The sequence below is a fragment of the Kribbella caucasensis genome (assembly GCF_004361855.1).
Lineage (GTDB): Bacteria > Actinomycetota > Actinomycetes > Propionibacteriales > Kribbellaceae > Kribbella > Kribbella caucasensis.
On record NZ_SNWQ01000083.1, the window covers coordinates 1 to 1,455 of the forward strand.

Consider the following 1,455-nt stretch of genomic DNA (forward strand, 5'->3'; position numbering starts at 1 on the left):
CAATACCGGTAACTTTAGCTCTGGCGCACGATGTTGATCGTGTCCGGCGGGGGTTGGGTCAGGTGGCGGTCGATGGGCTTCTTGGCGGGGAATGGGGTGCGGTGGGTGCGGCGCACGACGCGGGGGTTGTGGCGTCGGCGGCGTGTGTTGAGCCGTTCGAGGAGTTCAGCGGTGACGGCGCGCGCGGCGTGGCGCAGGCGGGAGGGGGGAAAGTGCCGCCTGGTCGCTGACCTGGCGGCGTGCGGCGCGTAGCGCGCGGGTGAAGGACACCTGATCGGGGTCGAGGCCCGCGTCGACCGCGCTGGTGTGGATCAGGTCGCGGATGGCGTGGTGGAGCAACAGGATGCCCCAGATCTCTTGTTCGACTCCGTCTGGGTCGCGGGAGCGCAGCACTGGGCGGGCGTCGAGTTGGTGGGTCTTGATCTCGTCGAAGACCGACTCGATCTCCCAGCGCTGCGCGTAGGCGGCGGCGAGGTCTTCGGCTGGCGCGGCGTCGGGGTCGAGGATGGTGGTGACCAGCCGGTAGACCTCCCCGGCCTTGTGCGGGTGTTCGGACTCGCTGGCCTGCAGCGTGTACTCGACGACCCGCACCGGTATCCGTTTCCCGCGCCTGCGGGTGCCCGGCTGCACCAGGTAGGACAGGTAGGACCCGTCGGCCAGTTCGGTGACCACGGGCAGCCGGGTGTCGGACTTGGCCCGCCACAGCAGGTCCGCACCGGTCGCGGCGGCGGCCACCCACAGGTCATGGCCGAGAAAGTTGCGATCGGCAATCACCAGCATCCCCGGGCCGATCTTGGGCAACAGGCGGCCGAACAGGTCCTGCTCACCGGTGCTGATGCTGTCCATCGCGGAGGCGAACACCGCGTGGGTGCCGCACTCGGCCAGGGCGACCAGCCGGACCTGAGGAAACGCGCCCTGGCCCTGGTCGTTGGACGGCTTGGCGAACCGGGCCACGTTCCCGGGCTCGTCCGGCACGTCGAACGTGGTCCCGTCGACGGCCACCAGCCGCCACGACCGGCAGAACGCCCCCGGCGTGTCCGGCGTGGCCACAGGCACACAGGCACGGTCGAACAGCGCCGCCAGCACCCCCGGCCCCAGCCGCGCCCGCGCCTTGGAGATCGCCGGCGACGACGGCACCCGCCAAGTCCCCCGCCAGCGCGCCGTCCACGCCAGCCCCTGCACGAGGCGGCGCATCACCTCCTCATAGCTGTCGGAGGCGAACAACGCCAACGCCATCACGTAGTACACGACCAGCCGCGCCGGCAACAACCGCGACCGCTTCTCGGTACGACCCAGCCCCGAGACCACCTCGTCCACCAGACCCGGCGGGAACGAGCGCGTCAGCACCCCGATCCCCACCCGATCCGTCAACCTGTCACCCGATCGGGACTTGACCTGACCAACCCTCGCCACACCCCAACCGTACCGCACCAGACCCTAAGTTACCGGTATTGG

At 70.0% G+C, this 1,455-nt stretch carries 1 protein-coding gene; it reads right to left on the minus strand.

The window, feature by feature from the left end:
- Positions 1 to 165: 165 nt before the first annotated feature.
- Positions 166 to 1,413, minus strand: coding sequence for an IS4 family transposase (locus EV643_RS43915; protein ID WP_133806165.1), 1,248 nt, complete (start codon positions 1,411 to 1,413; stop codon positions 166 to 168).
- Positions 1,414 to 1,455 lie beyond the last annotated feature (42 nt).